General features: G+C 59.2%; 23 protein-coding genes. 15 read left to right on the top strand and 8 right to left on the bottom strand.

Features of this window, described 5'->3' with window-relative positions; translation table 11 throughout:
* Positions 1-37: 37 nt before the first annotated feature.
* The 3 genes from XI02_RS36290 (at position 38) to XI02_RS36280 (ending at position 2,948) form a co-directional block, all read left to right on the top strand.
* On the top strand, positions 38-865 hold the full coding sequence (locus tag XI02_RS36290; RefSeq protein WP_244981026.1) for an ATP-binding cassette domain-containing protein: 828 nt from the start codon (positions 38-40) through the stop codon (positions 863-865).
* Between the two features lie 40 nt (positions 866-905).
* Positions 906-2,450 (top strand): ABC transporter permease/substrate-binding protein, encoded by a 1,545-nt coding sequence (locus tag XI02_RS36285; RefSeq protein WP_172649074.1) that lies wholly within the window; start codon positions 906-908, stop codon positions 2,448-2,450.
* Between the two features lie 234 nt (positions 2,451-2,684).
* Positions 2,685-2,948, top strand: a complete 264-nt coding sequence (locus tag XI02_RS36280) for a hypothetical protein (protein ID WP_172646980.1) — start codon at positions 2,685-2,687, stop codon at positions 2,946-2,948.
* A 422-nt stretch (positions 2,949-3,370) separates the two neighbouring features.
* On the opposite strand, the gene XI02_RS36275 is transcribed toward XI02_RS36280, so the two are convergent.
* Positions 3,371-3,586 (bottom strand): hypothetical protein, encoded by a 216-nt coding sequence (locus tag XI02_RS36275; protein WP_125459101.1) that lies wholly within the window; start codon positions 3,584-3,586, stop codon positions 3,371-3,373.
* A 481-nt stretch (positions 3,587-4,067) separates the two neighbouring features.
* On the opposite strand from XI02_RS36275, the gene XI02_RS36270 reads away from it, so the two are divergent.
* Positions 4,068-4,280 (top strand): hypothetical protein, encoded by a 213-nt coding sequence (locus XI02_RS36270; protein WP_245376345.1) that lies wholly within the window; start codon positions 4,068-4,070, stop codon positions 4,278-4,280.
* Between the two features lie 20 nt (positions 4,281-4,300).
* Here XI02_RS36270 and XI02_RS46090 read toward each other — a convergent pair whose 3' ends face one another.
* The 3 genes from XI02_RS46090 to XI02_RS36260 form a co-directional block, all read right to left on the bottom strand.
* Complete coding sequence (locus XI02_RS46090) at positions 4,301-4,429, bottom strand: hypothetical protein (protein ID WP_256438785.1); 129 nt, start codon at positions 4,427-4,429, stop codon at positions 4,301-4,303.
* A gap of 298 nt (positions 4,430-4,727) precedes the next feature.
* Positions 4,728-5,396 carry an outer membrane protein gene (locus tag XI02_RS36265; protein ID WP_026193306.1) on the bottom strand — a complete coding sequence of 223 codons (669 nt, stop codon included), beginning with the start codon at positions 5,394-5,396 and terminating at the stop codon, positions 4,728-4,730.
* Positions 5,397-5,815: 419 nt separating this feature from the next.
* Positions 5,816-6,070 (bottom strand): hypothetical protein, encoded by a 255-nt coding sequence (locus XI02_RS36260; protein ID WP_172646981.1) that lies wholly within the window; start codon positions 6,068-6,070, stop codon positions 5,816-5,818.
* Between the two features lie 293 nt (positions 6,071-6,363).
* Between XI02_RS36260 and XI02_RS36255 the strand changes: the two genes are divergently transcribed.
* Together XI02_RS36255 and XI02_RS36250 are read left to right on the top strand one after the other, a co-directional pair.
* Positions 6,364-6,576 (top strand): hypothetical protein, encoded by a 213-nt coding sequence (locus XI02_RS36255; protein ID WP_137481641.1) that lies wholly within the window; start codon positions 6,364-6,366, stop codon positions 6,574-6,576.
* Positions 6,577-6,578: 2 nt separating this feature from the next.
* Positions 6,579-6,857, top strand: a complete 279-nt coding sequence (locus XI02_RS36250; protein ID WP_016844231.1) for a hypothetical protein — start codon at positions 6,579-6,581, stop codon at positions 6,855-6,857.
* Positions 6,858-6,870: 13 nt separating this feature from the next.
* Here the strand turns inward: XI02_RS36250 and asnB are convergent, their stop codons facing one another.
* Complete coding sequence (gene asnB / locus XI02_RS36245) at positions 6,871-8,811, bottom strand: asparagine synthase (glutamine-hydrolyzing) (protein WP_069277032.1); 1,941 nt, start codon at positions 8,809-8,811, stop codon at positions 6,871-6,873.
* 342 nt (positions 8,812-9,153) lie between these two features.
* Here asnB and XI02_RS36240 point away from each other — a divergent pair, with 342 nt between their 5' ends.
* Complete coding sequence (locus XI02_RS36240; protein WP_244981027.1) at positions 9,154-10,371, top strand: glycosyltransferase family 4 protein; 1,218 nt, start codon at positions 9,154-9,156, stop codon at positions 10,369-10,371.
* On the opposite strand, the gene XI02_RS36235 is transcribed toward XI02_RS36240, so the two are convergent.
* Both XI02_RS36235 and XI02_RS36230 read right to left on the bottom strand, forming a co-directional pair.
* Positions 10,307-11,542, bottom strand: a complete 1,236-nt coding sequence (locus tag XI02_RS36235) for an acyltransferase (RefSeq protein ID WP_245163941.1) — start codon at positions 11,540-11,542, stop codon at positions 10,307-10,309. The two genes, XI02_RS36240 and XI02_RS36235, sit on opposite strands and share 65 nt — an antisense overlap.
* Before the next feature lie 38 nt (positions 11,543-11,580).
* Positions 11,581-12,729, bottom strand: a complete 1,149-nt coding sequence (locus XI02_RS36230; RefSeq protein WP_307724573.1) for a polysaccharide biosynthesis/export family protein — start codon at positions 12,727-12,729, stop codon at positions 11,581-11,583.
* 593 nt (positions 12,730-13,322) lie between these two features.
* Here XI02_RS36230 and XI02_RS36225 point away from each other — a divergent pair.
* The 5 genes from XI02_RS36225 to XI02_RS36205 all read left to right on the top strand — a co-directional run bounded on the left by XI02_RS36225 (position 13,323) and on the right by XI02_RS36205 (position 20,462).
* The gene (locus XI02_RS36225) at positions 13,323-14,699 is read left to right on the top strand and encodes an O-antigen ligase (protein WP_244981028.1); all 1,377 of its coding nucleotides are present in this window, start codon (positions 13,323-13,325) and stop codon (positions 14,697-14,699) included.
* Between the two features lie 44 nt (positions 14,700-14,743).
* A complete protein-coding gene (locus tag XI02_RS36220) occupies positions 14,744-16,705 on the top strand; it encodes a glycoside hydrolase family 55 protein (RefSeq protein ID WP_244981029.1) in 1,962 nt (653 codons plus the stop codon).
* Positions 16,706-16,951: 246 nt separating this feature from the next.
* Positions 16,952-17,935 carry a GNAT family N-acetyltransferase gene (locus XI02_RS36215; RefSeq protein WP_244620865.1) on the top strand — a complete coding sequence of 328 codons (984 nt, stop codon included), beginning with the start codon at positions 16,952-16,954 and terminating at the stop codon, positions 17,933-17,935.
* A gap of 121 nt (positions 17,936-18,056) precedes the next feature.
* Positions 18,057-19,127: an NAD(P)-dependent oxidoreductase gene (locus XI02_RS36210; RefSeq protein WP_069277037.1), complete on the top strand. Its 1,071-nt coding sequence runs from the start codon at positions 18,057-18,059 to the stop codon at positions 19,125-19,127.
* A gap of 15 nt (positions 19,128-19,142) precedes the next feature.
* Complete coding sequence (locus tag XI02_RS36205) at positions 19,143-20,462, top strand: DUF4910 domain-containing protein (RefSeq protein ID WP_172646984.1); 1,320 nt, start codon at positions 19,143-19,145, stop codon at positions 20,460-20,462.
* A gap of 4 nt (positions 20,463-20,466) precedes the next feature.
* Here XI02_RS36205 and rfbC read toward each other — a convergent pair whose 3' ends face one another.
* Positions 20,467-20,997: a dTDP-4-dehydrorhamnose 3,5-epimerase gene (gene rfbC / locus XI02_RS36200; protein WP_172646985.1), complete on the bottom strand. Its 531-nt coding sequence runs from the start codon at positions 20,995-20,997 to the stop codon at positions 20,467-20,469.
* A 208-nt stretch (positions 20,998-21,205) separates the two neighbouring features.
* Between rfbC and XI02_RS36195 the strand changes: the two genes are divergently transcribed.
* The 3 genes from XI02_RS36195 to XI02_RS36185 are packed head-to-tail and all read left to right on the top strand — an operon-like array spanning position 21,206 to position 23,945.
* Entirely contained in the window at positions 21,206-22,495 is a 1,290-nt protein-coding gene (locus tag XI02_RS36195) for a class I SAM-dependent methyltransferase (RefSeq protein ID WP_172646986.1), read from the top strand.
* Complete coding sequence (locus XI02_RS36190) at positions 22,492-23,286, top strand: glucose-1-phosphate cytidylyltransferase (RefSeq protein ID WP_172646987.1); 795 nt, start codon at positions 22,492-22,494, stop codon at positions 23,284-23,286. Before XI02_RS36195 ends, XI02_RS36190 begins: the two co-directional genes overlap by 4 nt.
* 5 nt (positions 23,287-23,291) lie before the next feature.
* Positions 23,292-23,945: a PIG-L deacetylase family protein gene (locus XI02_RS36185; RefSeq protein WP_018273472.1), complete on the top strand. Its 654-nt coding sequence runs from the start codon at positions 23,292-23,294 to the stop codon at positions 23,943-23,945.
* The last annotated feature ends 22 nt before the right edge of the window (positions 23,946-23,967 follow it).

Below are 23,967 nucleotides of genomic sequence, written 5' to 3'. Positions count from 1 at the left end.
TTCCGCCAGTTCAGCAGTCTACAGGGAGGCCTTGCTCATGACAGCTTCGCCGATTTCGAATCCGTCTGCTTCCGTGCCGTATATCAAGATCGATGCTGTATCAAAATCCTACGATGGAGGGCGGAATGTTGCTGTTTCCAACGTATCGCTCGACGTGCACCAGGGTTCACTGGTTGCGCTCGTGGGCGGCTCGGGATCGGGCAAGACCACGCTGCTGAAGACCATTAATCGACTCGTCGATCCCGACGTTGGAGAAGTCAGGATCGACGGAGTGCCTGTAAGCGAAGCCGAGCCGCCGATGCTCCGGCGGAGCATTGGCTATGTCTTTCAGGGTATCGGTTTGTTTCCGCACATGCGCGTTGCCGACAACATTGCCGTAACACTCAGGTTGCGTGGTTGGCAGGCGAAGGCGATCGAAGCGCGGGTGGCCGAGATGCTGGATATGGTGGACTTGCCGCAGGATTACGCCGGCCGCTTTCCGCACATGCTGTCCGGAGGTCAGCGCCAACGGATTGGCGTCGCGCGTGCAATCGCCGCCCGACCGCGCATTGTTCTGATGGACGAGCCGTTGGGCGCGCTCGATCCTGTCACCCGCGACAGCCTGGGTTCTTCCTACCGCGAGCTGCACGACCGGTTCGGCATGACGACACTGATGGTGACCCATGACATCCAGGAGGCCGCGCTGATGGCTGATCGAATCGTCGTCATGAAGAACGGCCGCATACTCGCCGACGATACGCCGCACGCCTTGATGATGGGCTCTGGGTCTGACGATCCGGACGTTACCGCCTTAATGGAAGTGCCGCGACGTCAAGCGGAACGTATCGCCGCGCTTGCGACCAAGAACGGACCTGTCCGTGCCTGATGCCGGCGCAGAGCTGCTTTCCAGTGCCCGATTAGACGCTTTGTTCGACGCCTGGCGCCTGCTTCCCACCTATCTCACGCCACATATTGTACTTTGTGCCACCGCGCTGGCGCTTGGACTGCTCGTCAGCCTGCCGCTGGCTGCCCTCGCAGCGGATCGACCATGGCTACGCAGGCTGGTGCTTGCCATCGCGAGCTTGATCCAGACCATACCGGGACTTGCGTTGCTCGCACTGTTCTATCCGTTGCTCCTTGCGCTCTCGACATTGACGGCACGGCTCTTCGGCTTCGGCATCCCCGCGCTGGGATTCTTGCCGACGCTGATTGCATTGACGCTCTATGCCATGCTTCCGATCTTGCGCAACAGTGTGGTTGGCTTGAATGGCATCAACCCTGCTGTCGTCGAAGCGGCAGAGGGCGTTGGTATGACGCCTCAGCAGATTCTGACACGCGTCAAGGCGCCGCTCGCCACGCCTGTCATCATGGCCGGAGTGCGGACTGCAGCTGTATGGACGATTGGAGCAGCCACGCTTTCCACGCCCGTCGGCCAAACCAGCCTTGGCAATTACATCTTTACGGGATTGCAAACCGAGAACTGGATTTCTGTGCTGTTCGGCTGCATCGCCGCGGCCGGGCTTGCTCTGATCACCGACTTCTGTCTCGGTCTCGTGGAGACAGGGGCGTCCGAACGCAACAGGAAGCGTGTGGTGTTCGGTATCGCCGGACTTGCTCTCGGCACGCTCGCCGGCCTCGCGCCGCTGCTCTCGAACGAAGCAGCAACCTATGTCATCGGCGCGAAGAGCTTCTCCGAACAGTTCATTCTGGCGGACCTGATGGGTGACCGCCTGAAGGCTGAGGGAGCCGGCGTAACGCGTAAGGATGGGCTCGGTTCGGCTATCGCCTTTCGCGCGCTGGCTCACAATGACATTGATGCTTACGTCGATTACTCCGGCACGCTCTGGCGCAATGTCATCGGCCGCACTGACATGCCACCACGCGAGGAGATGCAGGCGGAAATTGTCCGCTGGATGAAAGCAGAGCAGGGCGTCACGGTACTTGGTGCGCTTGGTTTCGAAAATGCCTACGTTCTCGCGATGAAACGAGAAAGAGCGCAGGCACTAAACGTCACGTCGCTTGCCGATCTTGCTCGTGTTGCACCCCAACTCACCATCGGCGATGATCTTGAGTTCCTGGGACGACCGGAATGGCGCTCGCTTAAGGATGCCTATGGTCTGTCGTTCAGAACGCGGCGCTCGTTCAATCCAACGATGATGTACCATGCTCTCGAATCCGGCGAGGCCGATGTCATCTCCGCGTTCTCCAGCGACGGCCGTATCGTGGCGCTTGATCTTCTCGTGCTGGCTGACCCGAAGCATGCGATCCCTTCCTATGATGCGCTGATCCTCGTCGCGCCAAAGCGCTCCGCGGATGCGCGGCTGAAGCGAGCACTTGTTCCGCTTGTCGGCTCGGTTTCCGTTGAGGCTATGCGCGCCGCTAACCTCATGGTCGACGGCGATACCGACAAGGCTTCTCCGGAGGAGGCGGCGCGAGCCTTGGCAAAGGCCGTGCATTTGCAGTCGCGATAAATCTAAGAACACGATCAAGGGTGTTTTCGTTCGAGGTTCGACCTTCGGCGATGAGTCGTGCTCGAGGTCTCGAACGAAACTGCACGTCTCGCAACGATCAGTTCGGCAGTGCGGTCGGACTCCGTCGGAACGTTTGGCGGTGACGCGAGACCCCGGTCCAAGCTTGGGGCATTCTGATTCATAATGACGCCACGAATCGTTGTCACGAACCTACAGCCGTATTTGGGGATGACAATGCGGGCAAAATGGGTGGAAAGGGCGGTCGGTTCCAACCAATCGCTACTTGAGCTGCTCCAGGCAGAACTTGCAGCCCTCAATTCGCAAATCGAAGCGATTGAAAGGACACGGGCAGAAACGCAATCGATCGATGAGTTGAGGGAGTGTGCGATCCGCGCTTGTCGGCGGATTGACGAGATCCGTTCCGTCGTCGCCGCCGAACAGTCGGACGACGCAGCCAACAGTGCAATTCCTGAATCTCCGTCTACGGTTGCTCGTTGAAGCATGTTCGAGACGCTGTAGGTTCGCCGACCGCGTGGTCGCTCCTGGAATGGCTCTGCGGTGACTGCGTCTAAGTTGCGCGGGTCGCAATCAGCCAACTTCCGGGTGTAGCGCGATCAGCAAGATTGCCACCGCGACCACTGCGAGCCAACATTCAGCGGCGATGATGGCCCATTCGGTGCCTGTTCGATTCTTCATTGGCGCCACCATTTTCGACGGCCCCGACGCGAGTCTGAGGGGTTTCGACGTCGGAACCGTCTTCGCCAGTGTTTCGGACTATCCGAGTTTGATGCGCTGTGGGGCTCGGCCGATCCGAGCGATGATCAGATCACACTCGGCTTTAGATGGAAGTGCACTTTGTGCCAACACAACCGGTTCCGGCACCATGGTTGCATCATAATTCAAACTTAGCCGTGTCGCGCCTATCGTGCGGCACCCAACTGTGTTGCCACAAGCGCATTCCACGCCAAGCCGAAGCTCAATCCGATGGACGACACTTGATCCGCGTTAAGCCCAAGCCTGATTTCCCATCCGCGTCCATGCTGCCGCGAAATCAAAACCTCGGACGACCCAAATCCGCGCACGTCGCGTTTCCATTCGCGCAGCATTAGAATCAATTCCTTCTCTTCCGCGCTCACTTCTATTCTCGACATCGCCATCACCGACCATCAAGCCACCCCAACCGCCAACGCTATTGAGCACCGCAGCGCCGCGTCAACACGCGCGCGTGCATATCCGACAATGACACTTCATGGCTGTCGCCAATCTCGCAAGCTCCGCTGACACAAGCGACGACCCCGACGTGCTGTCTGAGGGCCGCGCCGGAGCCGTCTTTGCCAGTATTTCGGATTGGCCGAGCCGATGCGCGTGCTTGGTCGATCCGATGCACGTATGAGATCACAATCGCCTCGTGATGGGATGTGCAGTCCGTGCCAACAGCACCGGTTCCGTCGTCACGATTGCATCATAATCAATCAACAACCAAAACACTCACGCGTGTTGCTGTTCCATCGAATGCGTCTCACTTTGCATTCTCCTCGGCGGTGGTGGGCGACTCATGATCCAGCACTGGACTCGCAAAGTGTGTCGGCTGGCACTCGCCGGGGAACGGAGGCCATGATGAACCGCTGCGACCGCAAGCGCTCCGACATGACGCCGTGCGTAATTACTGACGGCGCGGATGCTTATAGCTTCGAGAGCGATCACGACACCCACCCGATCTGCGTTGGCTGCGGTCGCAGCCCGCAAGTGACCGGCGTGGCCCCACCCGCCGATTGGGCTGAGCAGGTTGCCGACTATCTGAAGGCCGTACAGATGAGGCATCGGCGCTGAAGCCCCGCAACGCGGGGTGCTCAAGCGGCAAATCCAACCGGCCCGCCCAATTCACCGGCCGAACCAAACCGCTCGCAGCGGGCCTCCTGTTCGCGCTCCATCAGCCCGATGAGCGTGAGCTGCCATCGTCCCTTGGAGGTCAGTTCCATGGTGCATTGATCGTCGTGCGTCATACCGTCACAGATCAGTCCGTCACGCGGCAAGCTCCACAATGCTTTTGGTCAACGTGATCGAGAACTGGGGCCGCCGACCCCACCGACGAGGTCAGTGTCAACGATTGCGGCATGCTTGGAGTAGTGCGCGGTCGCCTCGCATTGGCCTCACAGCGTTGCGTCAGCCCGACGGCGCAGGAGGCTTCCAATTCGGAAGGAACCACCGCTCCAACGAAAAAGCTCCGGGCCTTTGCTTGGCCCGGAGCTTTCATGTCGCTTGGAGTCAAGCGAGCGATCAGTACCTGGCGACGGCCGGTCCGCCCAGGTTGAACCTGTAGTTCAGGCCCGCCTTGATGGTGTGCTGGTCGTTGCGGAAGCTGCCGATAACGCCGACATTATCGTGCACGTTGATGGTGCCGAAGTCATAGTACTGGTATTCGAGCTTGCCCGACCAGTTCTGGGTAAACATGTATTCGAGACCGGCACCGACGGTGTAGCCGTCACTGCCGCCGTCGCCGCCGAAGCCGTTTGAGAAGCGCGTGTCAGCCCAGGCATAGCCGCCCTTGACGTAAAGCAGCGCCGGACCCCAGGTGTAGCCGAGGCGGCCGGTTACCGAACCAAGGCCGCGATTGGCGAAGCTCGAACTGGTATCCAGAAAACTATAGTTGGCTTCAAGACCCATCACCCAGCTCGGCGCGAACTGGTAATCATAGCCAGCCTGCACGCCGCCCATGAACACACCGTCGTTGCCACCGCCGAAGCCGGGGGCGAGGACGTTGTCGCTGCCACCGAACGCACCACCGACGTGACCACCGATATAGAATCCGGTCCAGTTGTAGATCGGAGTCGGAGCAACATAGGGCGGAGCCTTGGTGTAGGGCTGAGGCGCGAGATCAGCCGCGGAAGCGGGCGCGACCGCGCCGAGCGCGATCATGCTTGCGGTGACGAGCAGAATTTTCTTCATGTTTTGCATTCCAACTTTCTTGTACTGGCCCTGCCCCAAGTTCATCGCCTATCAGACACGTGCGGAATTGCTGTAACTTGGCTGCAACAGGTGGTGCCAAACGCGGGCCGCTTACAGCGGGTGCGAGGACGATTGGCGTTAGGCGAGTTTGGAACTTTCGTAACACAGGTGATGTGTTACCGATCACGTCGCGGCGCAGCGCGAGGGCGGATAGATCGTTGTCTTCGCATGGAACTCGGGCGAGCTCTCTAGAACGACTGAGAACCAAGCGCGGGCCGGCAGTGCTTGTCGAGCCAAAAGGGAGAGTCACGACTGCCGCTGACGCACGACGCGAGGTCTGCCGTCAATATCTCTGACGGATTGACCCAGCAGTAATGCAGGGCAGCATCCCGATGATGAAAGTCGTGAACCAGCCTGTGTCAATGACCGGAGAGGATGTAGCGGCAGACTCGGCCGATGAGCCACGAGATGAGGCCGGGGGCGGCGATGACGCCTCCAACAATTGGGGCAAACGCCACGTCAAAAACGCCACCTGAATTGTGCATTACGATCGCCGTGATGGCGCCGGTGGCGATGCAAATGGCCGCAACAATGCACCCGATCAGATAAAGGGCATTCCCAAGTCTCGCTGTCTTCGCGAGCCGTTGTTCCAACTGCTTCGCCTTTGCCTTCAATCCGGTTTCGACCAGGCGGCGGTTTTGCTGCCGGGCAGGTATGCAGATCGTCTTGCCTGATCGTCCAGGAAAAGCCGGCTGGCGATCCCGCCAGGGGCCGATCGAACTTACTTTTTCGCTTTCAGCCGGATCCCGACAAGCGGCGGATTCATTTCGTGGATGACCCGGGCTTTTACGGACTGAGCGTTAACGCTACCGCACGAGCACAAAGGCGGGGGTCTTGTCAGGAAGCGATCTGGCCAGTTTATTCGAGAGATTGCAGTACGTTATTCCTATTGTAGAGCGCATTTCCAATGAAAGCCATCGAGCAGATCGTTGCCGGCTACATTGCGTTGAAGGATCGCCAAGCCCTGGAAAAGCTGAGGCACCATCGTCAGCAATTGCTGGATGATGTTCTGATGCACAGCATACCAGGGTTCAAGCCGTCGATCGTGAGCGATATCCTCCGCGAGGAGATCGAGGTCATCGAAGGCGCGCTCGCGCGCGTAGATGAGGATCGACCATAGTCATGAACAAAAACTTCGACGAGATCGAGACACTGAAACCAATGAACTGCGGTGCCATCACCGACCCCAGCCTGAGGATGATATATGAAGCTATCCGCGGCGCGCTCGAGGCCGACGATGAATTCGAGGCAAGCGGCAGAGATCCAAAATTCCGAGTCCGGTCGACGGCCGAATGGAAACGGCATGCCAGCGATCTTGAGGCGGAGATGCTGAAGCGAGGGCTCGAATTCGACGTGATCGATTGGACGAATGCTCAGAGTGAGCGGCGAGCAAGCCGGTGAGGGCACTCGCTATTCATGCGTAAACACCATTGCGATGGCACCAGCGGACAAACGCATAGATGGACCAGACCCGCGACCAGTACATGCCTGGCGCTCCGTCGAGAAAGGCCCGCCAAAGTCGCTCGACCGCGGCGGGATTTAGGCCTGTAGGTGCGATCGCCTGCGGATCGCGCATGGTCCGATCCATGGCGTCCTTCAAGCCACGGCGAATCCACCGGTCAAACGGCATGACGAAGCCGGTCTTTGGGCGCTCGAAGAGCGCAGGATCGAGCCCGCGCAATCCGATCCGCCGAAGCATGTTTTTGCGCCCCAGGGGCTGATATCGCGCCCGGTCCGACAGGGCGTCGACGCTTTCAAACAATACGTGGTCGACCAGCGGAACGCGCTGCTCGAGCGAACTGGCCATGCTTGCTGCATCGTTGTCGCGCAGGAGGCGTTCACCCAAAAAGAGACGTTGTTCCATCACGCTAATAGCGGAAACTGCGGTACGGCCTGCCGTTTCGGCCATCAGCCGCCGGCGCATCGCGTCGGGAAGACCGTCCACAACCGCGCCCGCGAAATCCGGTGCAAGCAATTCATCTTGAAATCCAGGGAGGAAGAGCGCGTAGGCCATCTGGTACAACGCCAGCAAATCCTCGCTACGATCGACCATATCCGGAAGCTTCGCCCAGCGCGTTTGAGGCGGCACGGGATGCGAGGATTGTCGCAGGGGCCAAGTCAACAAAGCTGCAGCCTTGGCTTGCCATTTTCGGGGAAATGCGCGGCCCCGATGACACCACTGCTGCAAGATCGGAAGATCGCGATATGTCGGATACCCGCCGAATAACTCGTCGCCCCCGGTTCCTGACAGCGCGACGGTAAAGCCTGCTTCGCGAATAGCCCGGGATATGAAATAGGCGTTCAGTCCATCGAAGGTTGGCTGGTCGAGACTATCGAGGGCGTCGTCCAGACTGTCGACGAACCGCTGCTCGGACAGCATCACTTCATGATGCTGAGTGCCGATTGCCGCAGCGGTCTGCTTCGCGAACGGCGCTTCGTTGAACTGCTGGTCCTCGAAGGCGAGGGTGAAAGTATGAACCGGGGCGTCAGCGGTCAGTTGTGCGAGATTCGCCATCGCGGAGGAATCGATGCCGCCCGACAGGAAAACCGCGAGTGGCACATCGCTGGCGAGGTGAAGCTTCATCCCTTCTTCGAGGATCGAGGCAAGCGTCGCTTCGTCCATTGTCGGCTTTGGCGACTCTCCGGGGATGCGCCAGAAATCCTGCTCGCTTATCTTACGGCCTGCCCCGTCAAACTCGGCATAGTGACCCGGCGCAAGAAGTTCAATGCCCTGAACGGCGGTGCAAGGGCCGACAACAAAGCCGTTCCATACGCTGCTCGCAACCGCCTGCGGATCAAGACGTGGCGTTCCGAGCAAGCCTGAGGCAAGCAATGCACGCAGTTCGGATGCAAATATCAGCGACCAGGTCGTGTTCGGATTGCTGGACTGAGCGATATAGAGCGGCTTGATGCCGAGTTGGTCACGTGCAAGCAGAAGTCGTCGCTGTTGCGGATCCCAGCTTGCAAATGCGAACATGCCGCGCAGCCATCCGACTGCCTCCAGGCCATGCAGGCCGAGTGCCCGCAGCATGACGGCGGTGTCGCCGCTCGACCGAAAAGATTGCCCTTCGCTCTCGAGGCTTTTGCGCAGGGCGACGTAGTTGTAGATTTCGCCGTTGAACGAAATCACGTGCCCGGTTGTATCGTCCACCATCGGTTGGGCACCGGCGGACGACAGATCAAGGATCGAAAGACGGCGGTGATCAAGCATGACACCCCAGCCGCGGGCGTCCGGCGTTGAAGTCCACGAGCCGTGGCCGTCCGGCCCGCGATGGATCATGGCCTTGCTCATCCGAGCGAGCGCAGCCCGGTTGTTTTCGTCAAGCCGGCCGATGATACCCGAGATACCGCACATTCAATCGTCGCCTTTGCGGCTTGAGCTGGCCCGCACGAGCTAACGTTGTGGAGGACCTACCAAGACTGCTTCGGCAATGTTTCTAAATCGAAAATCCGAGCGGATAAATGGATACGCCGCCTTTCTATCATTGTTTCGTTAAGAGGAACGAGGCAACTATTAACGCAAAGCTCAGGCTTAAGCATTGAGTAAGCCGAGCTATGTGAATGTGAGCCCCAGCGAGCATCTCAGCACCTGTCGATGTCGGCAGGCAGGTTTGGATCGATGCACTCAGACCGCCTAAATGTTCTCTTCGTGTCACAGATGCCTGCGAGCCCGCCGCGCATAGGCGCGCAGGCACGCATGCACGGCTTGATGACGGAGCTGGCTCGGCGCCATGACCTGACGGCAGCCATGCTCGTGGATGACGAGCACGACATCGAGGAATGCCGAACTGCCATGCAGGCCTACTGCCGCAAGGTGGTGCTCGTGCGTAACCCGTTTGGTCGCGATGGGATGCCGAAGCGCCTGCTTCAACTGCGCTCCCTGGTATCGCCCCTCAGCTTCGAGCGTTTGCGAATCACGGCAGACGTAGTGCGGCAGACGCTGGACGACTTGCTTGGGTCGACGCGCTTCGACGTGGTTAATCTCGAGTTCGCGTTCCTTGGTCACTACGAGCTGCGCAAGGCGCCGGCAGGAGAGAAGCTTCCGGTACTGGTCGTGGATTCTCACAACATCGATTACGATCTTGCCCGCCAGTACGCCCAAAGCGGCGACAGCCTGCCTCGTCGCCTGTATTCCGAAGTCAATTGGCGCAAGCTTCGGAAGGAGGAACTCGGGACCTATCGTGACGCAGATGGCGTCTATCTGTGCAGCGTTGCTGACGAACGACGGCTGCTTGAAGAAGTGCCGGAAGCCAGGACCGCCGTCATCCCCAATGCCGCGGATATCGAGTTCTATCGCCCACGTGCCGACGATCCGAGGCCCGACGGACGCACCGTCGTATTCTTTGGCCTCTTGTCGTATGCACCGAATGTCGACGGTGTCATCCACTTCGTCAACGATATATGGCCGCGGATCGCGGCCAACCATCCGGACGCGCGTTGCAAGATCATTGGCGGGTCGCCGCCACCTGCCTTGTTGGCGCTGGCAGGGCCCCGAATCGAGTTCACCGGGTTCGTGCCGGATCTGAGGCCGCATCTTGCCGAGGCTGCAGTTGTCGTCGTCCCTCTGCGATTGGGAGGCGGGACGCGGCTCAAGATTGTCGAAGCTATGGCGATGGGCAAGGCAATTGTCTCGACAACCCTGGGCGCCGAGGGCATCGAGGCCATGCCGGATCGCGACATCATGATCGCGGACGATGTCGAGAGCTTTGCCGCCCGTGTCAGCGGCTTGCTGGGTGATGCCGATCGCGCTGCGGATCTCGGACGTTCCGCAAGGCATTTGGCGGAAAGCAAGTATGCCTGGAGTTCAGCAGCTCGCGCTCTCGAGAGCTTCTACCGTACGAGACTCGCGATCAGTTGCGGTACGGATGGGAAGGTGCCAACGCGTCGCCAGCAGCAACGGGGCGTCGAGCGTTGAAGAACCGCTTCAGTTCCAGGAAGCGCTTTTCGACGAATTCATAGCTCAGATAGGCGATTAGCAGCGAGACGAGCGCGCCCGCTGTCGCCTGTATTGCCACGGCTGCGCTGTGTGAGCCAAGCCATCCGCCGAGTGCCAGCTCGGTTCGATGAGTCACAAGATAGTACGATATGAAGTGATGGTAGACGTACAGGCCGTAGCTATAGGTCCCGAGAAACATCAGTGGTCGGCTGCAGAAAAGGCGCGATACCAAGGAATACTTTGGGACAACAAGCACCCAGATGAGGAGACAAGCCAACAGCACGGTGATGATGGAAGACCGAACCGGAAGGACGAAAGCGTTACCTTGGTCCGTCACCAGGCGCGTCCAGACGAAAGTCAGGGAAAGCAAGGCAAATGCAGTGGTCGCAACGTAAGGAAGGGCGCCCACAAGTCGCTGAAGTCCGCTCGGTTGTCGGACGACCACGGCGAGAAATGCGCCGAGGGCCAGACCGTCCAGGCGAAACGGTGTCAACACATAGGTTGTCCACCAGCTAAGTCCGGCCAGGGAGCCGCCCAAGCGAGCGAGCATCGCAGCGACCGATAGGCCAAGGCTGACCGCAATCAACTTTCTCGGTTGCTTCGCGACCAGATATACGACGAGCGGCCAGAAGAAATAGAAATGCTCCTCGATGCAAAGCGACCAGAGATGCTCCAGATACGAGAATGACCAGTCACCGTTCCATGCGATGTAGATGTTGACCCCGTACAGCCAGGCCCAGGCCTGACGATCTATCAGATAGTCGAGGGTCGGACCACGCAGCGGGCCCAAAAGCGGAGCGACGAAGAAGACGAGCGCGAGTACGCCATAGTAGAGCGGAAAAATGCGCAGTACTCGCCGTATGTAGAAATTACGAAAGAAGCTGGGCTCCTCCCGTGAATCATAGAGGATGCCGGTGATGAGAAAGCCGGACAGGACGAAGAACAACTCGACGCCATAGGAGCCGTAGTTGGTGATTCCGACGACGATTTTCTCGACAGCGTTGGTCGGCAACGTATTGCCGACGAAGTGCAGTAGCATCACCATCACGATGGCAAGTCCCCGCACTCCGTCGAGCGCAGGAATGTGTCGCTGAAAGCGGGGCCACCGATCGCGGGCAGTTACCTCGGCGGATTCGGTTGCCGGCAGCATACTTGCCGCGGCAGCCGATTCCGCCAGGCCAATTGTTGTCATCGGGACGACGTAACGATGGTTGTCGCGCCGGAGATGCTGCCGTTGGCGAGTCCCTTCAGCGTGTAGGCATCGATCCCGGCGACGATTGGATCGCTCACGGTGCCGATGATCATCCGAAGGTAAGTCATGAACTTGGTCGCTTCGACAGATGTTGCGTTGGACGCGAAGATGACATCTTTATTCCGCATCTCGAATTCTGTCGCGATGAAGTAGCCTCCGGGATCTCTCAAATCGAGAATATAGATAACGGGGACAAGGGGCCCGCTATAGCGAGTGCAGTCGACGCCGAGCTGCTTGGCAACTTCGCGTGGCTCCCCGCGGTAAATGAACACGGACCCAGGGTCGGCGTGATCATCCTTGAGGCCGCCCGCCTTCGCCATGGCCTCGGCTAGCGTCAGGCGCCAAGCCCCAAACGAGAACTGCCCCTGTTGCCCGGAGGCGCCCATCGCGAGGAAGGTCTGCGGCTGCGTGAACACATACACCGTATCTTGCGGGCGAACGAAGATGTTGTTTGCCGGTTGGCTGAGCAGCGATCCGAACGGTGCGGTACCCTGCCGGCCGTCGCGTTCGAGGGTCACCCAGGTATCGAAGCCGGGATTCTTGGGGCCGCCCGCGCGCGTGATGATGTCGAGCAGCCGCTCGCCGCTGGCGCTTGCAGGCAAGCGTGCAGGCGTTCCGACCTCGCCCAGTACGCTGATGGACGTTGCCTTCTGGTCCACCAGCGCAACCACTGCCTGTGGTTCGATCGCGCGGTCCTGCAGGGACTTCACGATCGCATTCTGGACTTCCTCCGGCGTCCGGCCCGCAGCGCGGATCGAGCCACCATACGGAACCGTGATGTTGCCTTTGTAATTCACGGCCTGATTGGGCAACGTGACATAATTGCCTTGGCGTGTGCCGGCTTCGGTTGGAGTAAACAGGCCTCCGGCCATCGATTCAAACAGCGTCACGCTGACCGTGTCGCCGATGCCAAAGCGAATCTCGGGCGGGCCTCGGCGATCCGTGAAAACGCGGTCGATCCGCCTGGAGTTGCGCACCAGGACCCTCTCGGTGTCAGCCGTCAGGCGCACCAGAGCATAGTGCACGCTTTCAGGGTCGGATTGCCCGGCGCGGACATAGGAGCTTGCCGGTCCCGAGGTCGGCATGGTCGAGCAGCCAGCGAGCGCGATTGTCGCTGTGATGGCCAGGGCGCCCAATAGGCGGCCACTGAGACGCGAGGAATTGCCAGCCGAATGCACCGGCGCCACTTCACGAGGGGGCAGGCACGGCGTTCGTTGACTACTCTTGCCTGCACTTCTCGGCACGACTGAACCCTGGTTAACGAAGATTAACGAACGCAGTCTTGGTAAACGCCCGTCTCCTCTTCGCGCTTGCTTGCGCGCAGCTTACGATCGTCGCCGTTCGGCATCGACGGCCGTGCTGCCGGACAAAGGCCTGGACGAAATTTACGTGATTAAACATGCGCTTACGCGACGTCCACAATTTCCCGAATATCAAGCGAGCAAGCGAAACAGCCCGCCCCTTGCGCCACGCTAGGGGACAAGCGTTAACGAAGCGTTCACTATAAAAATTCAGGAAGATTTGACATATCGTTGGTGCTCGGAGCCGTGCCTGAGTACGTGTTGGCGCCAATGCATTGAGAAGCTGATCGTATCGCTGCGCGGCCACGCGATCGGGCAAGGCAGGCGATTAACGGTCAGCGTGCTGCCTTCGCGACTGGAGCTGACGGGCACCGAGCATGTACGAAGCCGTATTGCGTTCTCAGCGACCAGGCTTGGCGGCTCCGTCCGGCCGGGTAATCGACAGATACGCGATCATTCCTCTGCTGGCCTGTGTCTACGCCACGATTGCGTTTCCCCTGATCCTCGTGACCTGTAGTCCAACGGACTCGGCTTGTCTTTTGGAAGCTCGACCCGAGAGCAAAATCTTTTGGCCGATCCTGTCCGCAGTGGCGCTCGTCATTGCGCTGCGCAATCGGTCGCGACTTCGCTTTCCGCCGATCCTGATCATACTGTTTGCCTATCTTGCGCTGGCGGGTGCGAGTGTTGCCTGGGCATTCAAGCCGGAGGCTTCGGGGATCAGGTTTGCGCAGCAGGCCATGATCATTGCCTCGATCGCGCTCCCGGCGATCGTTGCAACTCGATCGACCGACCTGCTGCGGGGCTTGTTCTGGTGCTTCTTTGTTGCTGCCGTGCTGAACATGCTATTCGTCATGGGCCGGCCGCCGATCGATGTGAAATTCGCCACATGGGGCTACCCCGGCTATTTCTCGGGCAAGAACTACCTAGGTGAATGCGCTGCGGTTGCTTTCCTGCTTGCGCTCCATGAACTGCTTCATCCCGGACGGCGACGGATTCTCGGCGTTATTACCGCGCTCATGTCTGTTGCGCTGCTGCTGCTGAGCAATTCAAAGACGGCGCTTGCTCTTGCGCTGCTTGTCCCGGCGTTCGCCTGGACCTTGCTCAAGCTTTCCAGGGCCACCCGCGTTCCGGTGTGGGTGATTGTCGTATCGATACCGATCTGCTGGATGGTTTTTTCGTTCGTCACCGGCTTCAGCATGAATCGCGTGTCGTACATGCTGTACGGCGATTCGACTTTCACGGGCCGTACCATCATTTGGGATTTTGCAAATATGCAAATCGCCAAGAAGCCGCTGCTGGGCTGGGGTTATCAGTCGTTCTGGTTGGTTGGACCCGACGCACCGAGCATCGTGGAAGCGCCCGGTTGGGTAAAGGACATGCCCAACGCCCACAATGGGTATGAAGACACATTGCTTGAACTAGGCTATGCGGGATTTTTCCTGCTTGTCGCGTTCATCCTTGCGACGATACACGGCATCGGTCGCCTGGCGCGTTTTGATCTTTCGCGGGCATGGATCCTGCTGTCGATCGTTCTCTACGTTGCCATTACGAACGGTCTCGAGAGCACGTGGATGCGCGGCTTCGAAATGCTGTGGGTCGTGTTCGTCATAGCCGCGGTTGAAGCTGCCAGATATTGGGGGCAGGCGCGTCCCGCGGCCAACCCGGCGATAGCCAGGCGTCCAGCAATGCGGCGCATACACGGACCGCGGTTCAGGCCGCCGTCCACTCCCGTCAACGTCGTGAGGTCACGCTAGCAAGCGCGAAGCCTGTCGGTTCGGCGCTGCGAGTCAGAGGATGCATGTTCAACCGGAAGGTCATCGTGACGCGGCGCAACCCTTTTCACCAGACGCTGCGAACGGCCCTGCGACGGCCTTGGCGATGCCTGGCTGCAACGATGATCTTCGTTGCATGCTCGAGCCATTCGTCCGCATTTGCTCTCGACTCGATGGAAATACTGCCCTCAGATCGCGCGACGACCTGGCAACCCGGCCTGATGGCCGAGGGTGGGATACCCATCCGAAAAGCCATCTGCGCGACGCTGTCGCCTCGTGGCGGCACACTCGATGACGCTGCAGCAATCCAGGGCGCAATCAACGCGTGTCCGGTAGGGCAGGTCGTGCAACTGGCGGCGGGACGGTTTCTGATAAATGGCGGCAATTTCCTGCTGCTCAACAAGGCAATCACGCTGCGCGGCTCCGGTCCGGGCCGGACGATGCTCGAAAAGCAAGATGGCGCGAAACCTTTCAATGACGCAGTCGGCGCCAAGCCGTCTCCGCTGGTCGTGGTGGGACCGGCGCTTTTCTCCAGCACGAGCGATACGGTCAATGCCGTGCGATCGGTGAACCTTCGCAATGATGCAATCAAGGGCGACAAAACGGTCGAGGTCGACGACGCTGCGGGCTTTGTGCCTGGACAGATCGTGCTGCTCGACGAGGCGTCGGCCGCTGATTGGCGTGTCGACCCGCAGGGGCGAGGGGAGATCTGGGCGTCGGAAGATTTCAGGGTTGTCTGGCAAAAGCACAAACCTGCAATTCAGTATGTCGATGACTTTGCACCCGATGCGTTTCCGTCGACGCCGCAAAGCGCTGGATCATGGTTTGGGAGACCTGATCGGCCCGTCGCCGAGGTCAAGGAGATCAGTGCCGTCTCCGGTTCCAGGATTACCTTCACGACTCCAATTCACATCAGCTATCGGAAAGCGAACGCAGCTCAACTGTCACGGTTCGCGCAGCCGCATGTGAAACACGCGGGCGTCGAAGATCTGGCGCTCAAGGGGGGCGACGCGGGCAATCTTCGCTTCAATTGGGCTGCTTCTTCGTGGGCGAAGAACGTCGACAATTCGGTTTGGCACGGCGAAGGCTTTGCAATTCACAGCTCCTTCCGGGTCGAACTGCGCGAGTTCTACGTGCACGACGCGGCCTGGGCTCAACCCGGCGGAGGTGGATATGCCATCAGTCTTTCCGCCGGATCGTCGGAAGTTCTGATCGAGAATGGAATCGCCGTGAGGGCCAACAAGCTGGTGGTGGCGCGTTCCGCCGGGGCCGGTTCGGTGGTCGGCTACAACTACATGGATATGGGCTACATCAATACGAATGGAGCCTGGATCGAAACCGGGCTCAACGCCAGCCACATGGTGGGCGCCCATCACGTTTTGTTCGAGGGCAACTACGCCCAAAACGCCGACAGCGACGACACTCACGGCAACAGCATCTACCACACGTTTTTCCGCAACTATCTACGTGGCGTCCGGGCGACGTTCGACAATCAGGCTGGCGGGACGATCGATGATCTGTCGCAGCTCCGCAATGGGCCGCGGCGCGCCGCCGGCCTGATGGCGTATTCCTATTGGATGTCTTTCATAGGAAATGTGCTCGGGATTCCCGGTCAGATGAGCGGCTGGTCGTACGAAACTCGGTTTACCGACGCAAAGCCCGGCGTCTGGATGCTCGGCTGGGACGCTGTGAAGCCATATCCGACGGACGCAAAGGTTGCGGCGTCCACGATTCGATATGGCAATTTTGATTACCTCACCAACAAGACGCATTGGGATTCCGGAAGCGGCGATCGCGCCTTGCCTGCTTCCATGTACCTCGCAGGCCGTCCCGCGTTCTTCGACGCCGGGCGCGGATACGATTGGCCTTGGGTGGATCCGCTCGGAGAGACGAAGCTTCATGTGCTTCCGGCCAAGGCGCGCTATGACACCGGCACGCCGTTCGTGCAGCCGAATTTGGATGGATCGGCGCGCAAAAGTCCGCAGTGAATATGTATCGCGTGACAATGATTAAACATGTTTCGAACGGGCGCATCATTGCGTCAATGCGTCACCTGACTGGCGACGAGCTCAGAGGTTAACTAGGCCAGCGCCCCGATTTAAATGCAGCAGACGTCGTTAACTACAATAGAAGCTAGGGCCTTCTGATCCGCGCGGACGTTGGGCATTTCTGCACGTTTTGGTTTAATCAGATTGCCATTTCGCTATCCGGTTAGTCTCCGGAAGAGGAATTTGATGCGCAAATCGGTCTTTCACGAGGATTGGTGGCTGGATGCGCTGGCTCCCGGTAGCTGGCGCGAAGTCACTTGTTCGCGTGGCGGGCGCGTCGTGGGTTCTCTCCGGTTCGTCACGCGTACTGAAGGCGGGATGAGCATCTGCGAGATGCCTCAAATCACGCGCTTTCTCGGACCGACAGTCACGCTGCAGTCCGGCAAGACGGAAGCTCGCATGCGGTTGGCGCATGCGGTCATCACTGACCTGCTCAAGCAGGTCGCGGATTTCGATCACGTCGAGATGACGCTCGATACCGGGTTCAGTGATGTGGCCGCGTTCCTCGCGTGCGGCTACGAGGTGCGGGCGCATCCGACTTTCATGCTGAAATGCACGAGCCCCCGAGACGAGCTCTGGTCGGGATTGCGCGACAAGACGAAGAACGTGATACGACGCGCACGGGAACGGCTCGCCATTCGCGAAGTCACGTCCGCAAAATACTTCGTGAAGTATTACCAGGCCAACCTGGAGGGCGCGAAGTCGTATTTCGACCTCTCGCGATTGGAAGCTGTCTATGCCGCCGCGAGCGAGCGACAGCAATGCAAGATCCTGGCGGCGGTGGACTCGAACAACAACGTTCACGCCCAGGTATTCTTCGTCTGGGACCACAAGTTCGTGCACTATTTCCTGTCGTCGCGGGACAGGAGCATTGCGCATCCAGGCTCGGTAAGTCTGCTCCTCTGGAGTGGCATCGAGCTGGCGCACGAGCGGGGCCTTCATTTCGATTTCGATGGCGGAATCGAAAACGAGGCGCGATACAAGTTCGTTGTGGCGTTCGGCGGAGAACTGGCCAATCGCTTCGACGTCAGCCGTTCCACCATTCGTTACCGGCTTCACCGGCAACTACGCAGAGTTCCCCAAGCGCTGCTGCGGCGTCTCTCGGCTGGCGCCGCTGCCAGCGACGTCAACGATCATGGCGTGCGGCTCAACCATTTCCCGTCGTCTTGAGCGGATCGCTCCTGCAATTTCGACGCACGCCATTAACTAAGGTTTTACAAACACGTGCATCAACGAGCGATTTTGAAATAAGTAAGGGGGATAGAAACACAATAAATTTGGAGGCGTTAAGATGCGCGTTCTCGTGAGCGGACATCTCGGCTACATCGGAACAGTGCTTACCCCGATGCTACGGCGTGCCGGGCACGAAGTCGTGGGCCTCGACAGCGATCTGTACTCTCGCTGCACATTTGCAGAAGGCGGGTCGATCGTGGATGTGCCGGCCATCCGCAAGGACACGCGAGACGTCGAACTTTCGGACCTGAAGGGTTTCGACGCGGTCCTGCATCTTGCTGCGCTGTCGAACGATCCGCTCGGCAATCTGAGGCCTGGCCTTACCGATCAGATCAATCATGTAGCCAGCGTGCGCCTCGCGCAACTGGCCAAGCAAGCCGGTGTGCGACGGTTCGTGTTTGCGTCCTCCTGCAGCAACTACGGCAAGGCGGGCGACGGGATGATCGACGAAACCGGAGCGCTCAACCCGGTGACGGCCTACGGCGAATCCAAGGTACAGTCGGAGCGCGATATCGCCAGCCTCTCCGGTGACGGATTTTGCCCGGTCTACCTGCGGCCCGCAACGGCCTACGGCGTATCTCCCCGGCTCCGATTCGATGTCGTGCTGAACAATCTCGTTGCCTGGGCGGTGACAACGCGAAAGATCCTCTTGAAGTCGGACGGCACGCCGTGGCGGCCCATCGTCCACATCGAGGACATCTCCCGCGCCTTTATCGCGGCAATGGAAGCTCCCGAGGCGGCGGTGTTCAATGAGGCCTTCAACGTCGGCCAGACGGCGCACAACTACCAGATCCGTGATCTCGCGAAGATCGTCGCCGATGTCGTCCCTGGCTGTCAGATCGAATTTGCCGATGGCGCCGGTCCCGACACCCGGTCCTATCGCGTGAGCTTCGAGAAGATCCGAACCCGGCTGCCGGAGTTCAAGCCGCAATGGGATGCGAAGATGGGGGCGGAGCAGCTCTATCAGGCCTACCGGGCCTCGGGCATCACGCTCGAAGAGTTCGAAGGTCCCAGGTATCAGCGCATCAGCCACGTCAACAAGTTGCTGGCGGACGGTGCGCTCGATGCGGATCTCCGCCATGTAGAGTCGAGGCAGAGTGTCGGGCAATCGGCTCTCGTCGCGAACTAATACGCGCCGATCGATTTGACACACCAGGAGGACGGCGTGTCGGCGGCAGACGATGGCACGAGTTCAGGCGCAAAGATCTTTGCGCTTGCGGAAAGGATCTACCCGATCTGCCGCAGCATCACCGGTAACGGTGTGCGGCAGACCCTTCGGGAGATCGGCACGCACATCCCCCTTGATGTCAACGAGGTGCCGACCGGTACACCCGTTCTCGACTGGGTCGTGCCGCGTGAGTGGAACATCCGGGACGCGTACATCAAGGACCCGCGGGGCCGGAAGGTCGTCGATTTCAACGAATCGAACCTGCATGTGATGAGCTACAGCGTGCCGGTGTGTCGCACCATGTCGCTGGACGAGCTTAAGTCCCACATCTTCACATTGCCCGATCAGCCGGACCTGATCCCGTACCGAACGTCTTACTACCAGGAGAACTGGGCTTTCTGCATGGCCCACCGACAGTTGGAGCAACTGCGGGACAATACCTACGAGGTCGTGATCGACTCGACCCTCGCCGACGGGCATTTGACCTATGGTGAGTATTTTCACCTGGGAGAGTCGGACGACGAGGTGCTTCTATCGGCGCATGTTTGCCATCCCTCGCTTGCCAATGACAACTGTTCGGGCCTGGCCTTGCTTGCGGAGCTTGCAAGCCGCATCTCCCAGATGCGAACGCGATACAGCTATCGGTTTCTCTTTGCGCCAGGAACGATTGGCGCGATCACCTGGCTTGCCCGCAACGAGCATCGTGTGTCTCGCATCAAGCATGGCCTCGTGGTATCAATGGTCGGAGACGGCGCTGGTCCGACATACAAGAAGAGCAGGCAGGGCGATGCCGAAATCGACCGTGCAATGACGCACACGCTGCAGCATTGCAAGCTGACGCCGACGATATTGGAGTTTTCGCCCTACGGCTATGATGAGCGGCAATACTGTTCGCCGGGGTTCAATCTGCCGGTGGGATTGTTTCAGCGCAGCCGCTTCGGTGCTATCTCCCAGTATCACACCTCGGCCGACGACCTGAGCTTCATTCGGCCGGAGCACCTCGGGGACTCCTTCCGCATCATTTCCGAAGTCATCGACCTGCTCGAAGGCAACCGCAGCTACTATAACACGTCGCCGAGGGGCGAACCGCAGCTGGGTAGACGCGGACTCTATGGTGCGATCGGCGGCGACAAGGACGCCGCCGCAGCCAACATGGCGATGCTGTGGATTCTAAATCTGTCCGATGGACACCATTCGCTGCTTGATATCGCCAGGCGTGCCGACCTGCCGTTCCCGGTCATTCTGAAGACGGCAAAGGTGCTCGAGCGTCACGGCCTCCTCGCGCCTGTGCGATAAGCGCTCACGCACCCTGAAGCGGCCAGTTCAGGTCTTTATCGGAGATCGTGCTGACGGCCAGAGGCCAGCTGATGCCGAACATCGGATCGTCGTATCGGACGCCGTTAGCAGCCGAAGGCTGGTAGAATTCCGAAATCAGGTAATTGACCTGAACGTTGTCGCTCAAGGTCTGAAAGCCGTGTGCAAACCCCTTGGGGATGTAGAGCTGCGAACCGTTCTCCGCTGAAAGCTCGAAGCCGCGCCATTGACGAAAGGTCGGCGAGTTCGCACGCAGATCGACGATGACGTCCCAAATCGATCCGTTCAAGCAGCGCACGAGTTTAACTTCGCCGTGCGGCTCATTCTGGAAGTGCATTCCGCGCAATGTCGCCCTGCGCGAGGAACTCGAGATGCTGTGCTGGGGAAATCTGGTCACGAGCCCGTGTGCGCGAAACTCGTCTTCGCAGAACGTGCGCGCGAAAAAGCCGCGCTCATCGTGCGCAGCTTCGATTTTGACGAGCCACGCTCCGTCAAGTCCTGTTGCTTCAAAGCGCATGGGACGTATCCACTCCCGACCGAGAGGCCAATTGTCGACGACCAGTTCTATACAATTTTACTAAAATTTTCAGCATCTGCGTGGTTTACCTTGTTGCTCGATATCGCTTCATATTGTTCGCTTTCATACGATAAAATTCGATCTAACAAGCCCGATTTAAGCGCCGGCAATCCTATATTCGGCAATCCTATATTCATGGTACGGCCCAATGAACGCTCACTCGAGATTCGAATCGCTTCGATCGAAATCCTCTCACGGTAACTGCCGGCTGTGCGGCGCGACGTTGAAATCGACGTTTGTCGATCTGGGAATGTCGCCTCTCTGCGAAAGTTTTCTCACGGCCGACCAGACCGACGCCATGGAGCCGTACTATCCGCTGCACACCGTGGTTTGCGAGTCCTGCTTCCTGGTGCAACTCCAGGAATACGTCAAACCGGAGCATATCTTCACCGAGTATGCCTACTTCTCGTCTTACTCGACGTCGTGGGTGGAACATGCGCGGCGCTACTGCGAGATGATCAAGGTCAGGCTAAGCCTTGGTGCCGAGAGCCGCGTCTACGAGGTCGCAAGCAACGACGGCTACCTGTTGCAGCACTTCCTGCCGCTCGGGGTACCGGTCACGGGAATCGAGCCGGCGGCCAACGTAGCCGAAGTTGCTAGGCAGAAGAACGTCCCGACAATGGTCGAGTTCTTCGGCCTGGAGCTGGCGCAGAAGCTGGTGTCGGATGGCAAGCGCGCCGATCTGATTATCGGCAACAACGTGCTGGCACAGGTTCCGGATCTAAACGATTTCACCGCCGGAATGGCCTGCCTGCTCGCGCCGCAAGGCGTGATTACGCTCGAATTCCCGCATCTTGAGCGGCTCATCGACGAAAATCAGTTTGATACGATTTACCACGAGCATTTCTCCTATTTCTCGCTGGTGACGATCGATCGTCTGGCGCGGCGGCACGATCTGAAGGTTTTCGACGTCGAGCAGATCCCAACGCATGGCGGCTCGCTTCGCGTCTATCTATGCCGCGCCGACGCGACTTACGCCGTCTCCGCCGCGGTGACCGCACTGCTGGCGCATGAGCGTCGGGTCGGCCTGGAAGATATAGGTCAGTACGAGCAGTTTACATCGCGGGTTCATCGCACCAAGCGCGAACTGCTATCGTTCTTGATCGCGAGCAAGAACAAGGGGGCGCGGATCTGCGGCTATGGCGCTCCCGGCAAAGGCAACACGTTGCTCAACTACTGCGGCATCGGTACCGACTTCCTCGACTTCACCGTGGACCGCAATCCCTACAAGCACGGCCGCTATACGCCGGGAATGCACATTCCGATCCTCCCGGTCGAAGCCATCGACGAGGTCCGTCCCGACTACCTGTTCATCCTTCCCTGGAATTTGAAGAGGGAAATCGTCGCGCAAATGCGGCATGTCGCGGACTGGGGCTGCAAGTTCATCGTTCCGATTCCTAACGTCGAAATCATTGATCCGCGTGAGGTTGCGCCATGAAGGTTGTCCTTTTTTGCGGCGGTCTCGGTACGCGGATCCGCGAGTACTCGGAGAGCATACCGAAGCCGATGGTCCCGATCGGCCATCAGCCGATCCTTTGGCATGTGATGCAGTATTACAGCCAATACGATCACAATGATTTCGTATTGTGCCTTGGCTACAAGGCGAACGTGATCAAGGATTACTTCCTCAATTATCGCGCGACTGCGAACAGCGACTGCGTGATTTCGGAGTACGGCAAAAAGGTCGAGCTGATCGGCGAACATCAGCCGGACTGGCGGGTTTCGCTGGTGGATACGGGGACATGGCGCAACATCGGGCAGCGTTTGCTGGCCGTCCGCCATCTCGTCAAGGACGAGGAGATGTTCCTTGCGAACTACAGCGACGGGCTGACCGACGCGCCACTGCCTGACATGATCCAGAAGTTCAAGGAAAGCGGAAAGATCGGTTGCTTTGTGGCGATTCATCCGCCGATCAGCTTCCACCTTGCCGAGTTTGATGCCCAAGGGTCGGTGCAGCGGATTCGCTCCAGCCAGGAGTCCGAGATCTGGATTAACGGCGGCTATTTCATCTTCCGTAACGAAATCTTCGACTACATCAAGGAGGGAGAAGAGCTCGTCCAGGAACCGTTCAACCGTCTGATCGAGGGCGGTCACCTCATGGCCTATCGCTACGAGGGTTTTTGGCGCGCCATGGATACCTTGCGCGACAGACAAGTGTTGGAGGACATGGTGGAGCGCGGCGACACGCCGTGGCGGCTGAATCACTCGTCGGTAGCCAGCGCGGCGTAACCGGAATGAGAGCATTGCAGCTTGCCAGGCCCGGAGACCAGCTGTCGATGCTGTGCCTTGGCGCCCATTCGGATGATATCGAAATCGGCGCGGGAGCGACGCTGCTGGGGCTGATCGAGCGCGGTATCAAACTGGACGTGCATTGGTGCGTTCTAAGCGGTGGCGCCATACGGGAGGCTGAGGCCAGAGCATCGGCGGCCGACTTCTTGTGCGAGGCTGCATCCGCGAATGTCGAGGTGCTGTCGTTTCCCGATGGATTCTTCCCGGAAAGGGGAGAAGCCATCAAGGAATGGTTTGAATCGCTGAAGCGGCGGGTCGAGCCCGACGTCATTCTGACGCATCGCAGGGATGATGCCCATCAGGACCATCGCCAGGTCTGCCGCCTGACCTGGAACACGTTTCGTGATCATCAGATTCTGGAATATGAGATTCCGAAGTGGGATGGCGACTTCGGTCAACCCAACGTTTACATGCCGGTATCGGCGGCGGCGCTCGATCGTAAGATTGAACTCCTGCTCAAGCATTTCGGGACGCAGCGATCCAAGCAGTGGTTCGATGCAGACACCTTTCGCGGCCTCGCACGGATTCGGGGCATGGAGTGCAGGGCTACGGAACGCTTCGCCGAGGCATTTTTCGGGCGAAAGTTGACACTGATCTGACGATGGTTGCGCGGACGTCACG

The sequence above is a fragment of the Bradyrhizobium sp. CCBAU 21365 genome (assembly GCF_015291305.1).
GTDB classification, from domain to species: Bacteria; Pseudomonadota; Alphaproteobacteria; order Rhizobiales; family Xanthobacteraceae; genus Bradyrhizobium; species Bradyrhizobium elkanii.
This window is presented reverse-complemented; position numbering and strand designations above follow the sequence as displayed.

Excerpts from the sequence above, each read along its gene's own strand:
- XI02_RS36290 (WP_244981026.1), top strand. The coding sequence starts at position 38 with ATGACAGCTTCGCCGATTTCGAATCCGTCTGCTTCCGTGCCGTATATC.
- XI02_RS36280 (WP_172646980.1), top strand. The coding sequence starts at position 2,685 with ATGCGGGCAAAATGGGTGGAAAGGGCGGTCGGTTCCAACCAATCGCTA.
- XI02_RS36270 (WP_245376345.1), top strand. The coding sequence starts at position 4,068 with ATGAACCGCTGCGACCGCAAGCGCTCCGACATGACGCCGTGCGTAATT.
- XI02_RS46090 (WP_256438785.1), bottom strand. The coding sequence starts at position 4,429 with ATGGAACTGACCTCCAAGGGACGATGGCAGCTCACGCTCATCGGGCTG.
- XI02_RS36265 (WP_026193306.1), bottom strand. The coding sequence starts at position 5,396 with ATGAAGAAAATTCTGCTCGTCACCGCAAGCATGATCGCGCTCGGCGCG.
- XI02_RS36255 (WP_137481641.1), top strand. The coding sequence starts at position 6,364 with ATGAAAGCCATCGAGCAGATCGTTGCCGGCTACATTGCGTTGAAGGAT.
- XI02_RS36250 (WP_016844231.1), top strand. The coding sequence starts at position 6,579 with ATGAACAAAAACTTCGACGAGATCGAGACACTGAAACCAATGAACTGC.
- asnB (WP_069277032.1), bottom strand. The coding sequence starts at position 8,811 with ATGTGCGGTATCTCGGGTATCATCGGCCGGCTTGACGAAAACAACCGG.
- XI02_RS36240 (WP_244981027.1), top strand. The coding sequence starts at position 9,154 with ATGCACGGCTTGATGACGGAGCTGGCTCGGCGCCATGACCTGACGGCA.
- XI02_RS36235 (WP_245163941.1), bottom strand. The coding sequence starts at position 11,542 with ATGCTGCCGGCAACCGAATCCGCCGAGGTAACTGCCCGCGATCGGTGG.
- XI02_RS36230 (WP_307724573.1), bottom strand. The coding sequence starts at position 12,729 with ATGCCGACCTCGGGACCGGCAAGCTCCTATGTCCGCGCCGGGCAATCC.
- XI02_RS36225 (WP_244981028.1), top strand. The coding sequence starts at position 13,323 with ATGTACGAAGCCGTATTGCGTTCTCAGCGACCAGGCTTGGCGGCTCCG.
- XI02_RS36220 (WP_244981029.1), top strand. The coding sequence starts at position 14,744 with ATGTTCAACCGGAAGGTCATCGTGACGCGGCGCAACCCTTTTCACCAG.
- XI02_RS36215 (WP_244620865.1), top strand. The coding sequence starts at position 16,952 with ATGCGCAAATCGGTCTTTCACGAGGATTGGTGGCTGGATGCGCTGGCT.
- XI02_RS36210 (WP_069277037.1), top strand. The coding sequence starts at position 18,057 with ATGCGCGTTCTCGTGAGCGGACATCTCGGCTACATCGGAACAGTGCTT.
- rfbC (WP_172646985.1), bottom strand. The coding sequence starts at position 20,997 with ATGCGCTTTGAAGCAACAGGACTTGACGGAGCGTGGCTCGTCAAAATC.
- XI02_RS36195 (WP_172646986.1), top strand. The coding sequence starts at position 21,206 with ATGAACGCTCACTCGAGATTCGAATCGCTTCGATCGAAATCCTCTCAC.
- XI02_RS36190 (WP_172646987.1), top strand. The coding sequence starts at position 22,492 with ATGAAGGTTGTCCTTTTTTGCGGCGGTCTCGGTACGCGGATCCGCGAG.
- XI02_RS36185 (WP_018273472.1), top strand. The coding sequence starts at position 23,292 with ATGAGAGCATTGCAGCTTGCCAGGCCCGGAGACCAGCTGTCGATGCTG.